Raw genomic sequence first — 2,233 nt, forward strand, 5'->3', positions numbered from 1 at the left:
GGGGGGCAGGGCCGACTCCCTCCCCCCGGTCTTCTAACGCCCTGGACAGGGCAGGGGGCTTGGGATGGAAGGGTGGATCTGGCTCGGCGCATGGCTGGTGGCCTGCGCGATCATCTTTGTGGATTTCAGCTGATGCACGTGCATGCCTTCTCGCGCCGTTGCATTGGAGTTGTTCTGGCGATATGCGGCCTTCTGGCGCTGATCTTCGCCGCGCCTGTAAAGGCGCAGGATCGTAGCTGTTCCAATAGTCCTACGGTCCTGACCAGCTGGTGCACTGACGAGGGCAAGGCATTCGCTGCTGCGAACGCGACCGCATCGGCGCAGGCGACACTGTCGAACAACAGTTCTCCGGGCGTTTGGTGCCCAGGCGTCGCCCGGTCTGGGCAAAACGCGTTCACCGCCTATGTGACCCCCTGCAATTCCCCCGGCCCTCAGTGGGAAACCCGCACTCGGCTGTATGACAAGGACATGTCGTGCAAGAACCGTCCTGATTACAACGGCGCCTTTCCGGGTAGTCAGTACAAACCGCGTAGTGGCTCGGTGTCGTGCGACCTCGGGTGCACCGTGATGTGGACGCACAATGCGGACGGAACGGTCAATGGATCGCCGATAGGTGATACCTGTACTGCGGAAGATCACGATTCGGACGATGACTGCAAGGTCAACGGTCCTGAGTACTACTACAACCGGCAGATCGGCGTGTGCGAGCCCCAAGAGCCAGAGTGCAAGGGCGGCGCCAAGGCCAATTCGCTCGGAAAGTGCGAGCCGGAACCCTGCCCCGATGGCATGGCGCAGCAGCAGGACGGCACGTGCAAGAAGAAGAACAATGAATGTCCTGCAGGCCAGGTGCGGTCGCCTGATGGCAAGTGCCTGCCGGGCGACGGTCAGTGTGCCAGTGGAGAGGTGCGTGGTCCTGACGGAACCTGCAAGAAGGACGGCGACGGTGACGGTCAACCGGATGACCCCGGCGAAAATGAGACGTTCTCGGGTGGCGATGATTGCAGCGTGCCGCCGTCGTGCAGCGGCTCGCCGATCCTGTGCGGGCAGGCGCGGATTCAGTGGCGCATCGACTGCAATACACGTCGGAACCGGAACATCGCAGGCGGCGCGTGCAACACGATGCCCATCTGCACGGGTGACAAATGTGACGCCATGGAGTACGCCGGACTGCTGATGCAGTGGCGCTCTACGTGCGCGCTCGAAAAGATGGCGAGCAGTGGAAACGGCGGCAGTGAAGGCGGCGACGTTAAGGCGATTCGTGACGCCCTTACCGGCACCGGTGGGGCTGTCACAACGCCTGCGGATCGACCAGCTTCTGACGTGTGGACGCCAAGCAGCGGGCAGCCGACGCGCCCTGATAGCTCCGGCTATGGCTGGGGCAGGGGATGCCCGCAACCGCCTGCCATTGAGGTCATGGGGCAGACCATCGCTTTTGACATTACGCCGCTGTGTCGGTGGCTCGGCCTCGGCAGCTATTTCGTTGTCGGCCTCGCAGCGCTGTTCTGTCTCCGCATCATCGCCAGTAGGGATGCCTAACCATGCCAATGCTCATCAGTACGTTGCTGACCGCGCTTGCCGCGTTGTTCCGCTCGAAGTGGGGTCCGTGGGTTGCTGAAGCCATGGTCTGGCTTGGCATCTCCTGGGCGACGAATGAATTCCTCGTGGATCCGTGGATCAGCCAGATGGAAGATGCGATGCGTGCGGGCGCGCCGGGAGGCGAGTGGGGCGCGTTGGTGGTGTCCTATGCGGGCATCATGAAGTTCGATGTGGCGTGCACCATGATCGCGTCAGCAGTGACGGCAAAGTTCGCTGTTGGCGCCGCGAAGACGTTCCTGACAAAGCGGACCTGACATGCCTATCGAACTGTTCACCGGCCAGCCGGGCAATGGCAAAACGGCGCTCATGATGGAGCGCCTTGTTGCTGAGGCGAAGGCGGCGAATCGGCCAATTTTCGCTGTTGGCATTGACGGCCTTGATCCCGGCCTTGCAACTGTTCTTGATGACGCAAGGCACTGGAACGACAAGGACGCCGAAGGGAACTACATCGTCCCGAACGGATCGTTGATTTTCGTGGACGAAGCATGGAAGTGGTTCGGCCATCTCCATGACGCCACGCGGCAGCAGACGCCCAGGCACGTGCTTGAACTGGCCGAGCACCGGCACCGTGGCCTGGACTTCGTGTGGACCACGCAGCAGCCGAACCAGCTGTATCCGTTCGTGCGTGGCCTGATCG

3 protein-coding genes are annotated in these 2,233 nt (G+C 62.1%); all 3 read left to right on the forward strand.

The window, feature by feature from the left end; all coding sequences use genetic code 11:
- Nucleotides 1-90: 90 nt before the first annotated feature.
- Nucleotides 91-1,536, forward strand: a complete 1,446-nt coding sequence (locus tag LDM92_RS09695) for a virulence factor TspB C-terminal domain-related protein (protein WP_223903054.1) — start codon at nt 91-93, stop codon at nt 1,534-1,536.
- A gap of 8 nt (nt 1,537-1,544) precedes the next feature.
- A complete protein-coding gene (locus LDM92_RS09700; protein ID WP_049445251.1) occupies nt 1,545-1,850 on the forward strand; it encodes a DUF2523 family protein in 306 nt (101 codons plus the stop codon).
- Nucleotide 1,851: 1 nt separating this feature from the next.
- On the forward strand, nt 1,852-2,233 hold a 382-nt coding region (locus LDM92_RS09705), incomplete at its 3' end, for a zonular occludens toxin domain-containing protein (protein WP_223903055.1).

Source organism: Lactobacillus laiwuensis (genome assembly GCF_019972835.1).
GTDB lineage: Bacteria > Bacillota > Bacilli > Lactobacillales > Lactobacillaceae > Lactobacillus > Lactobacillus laiwuensis.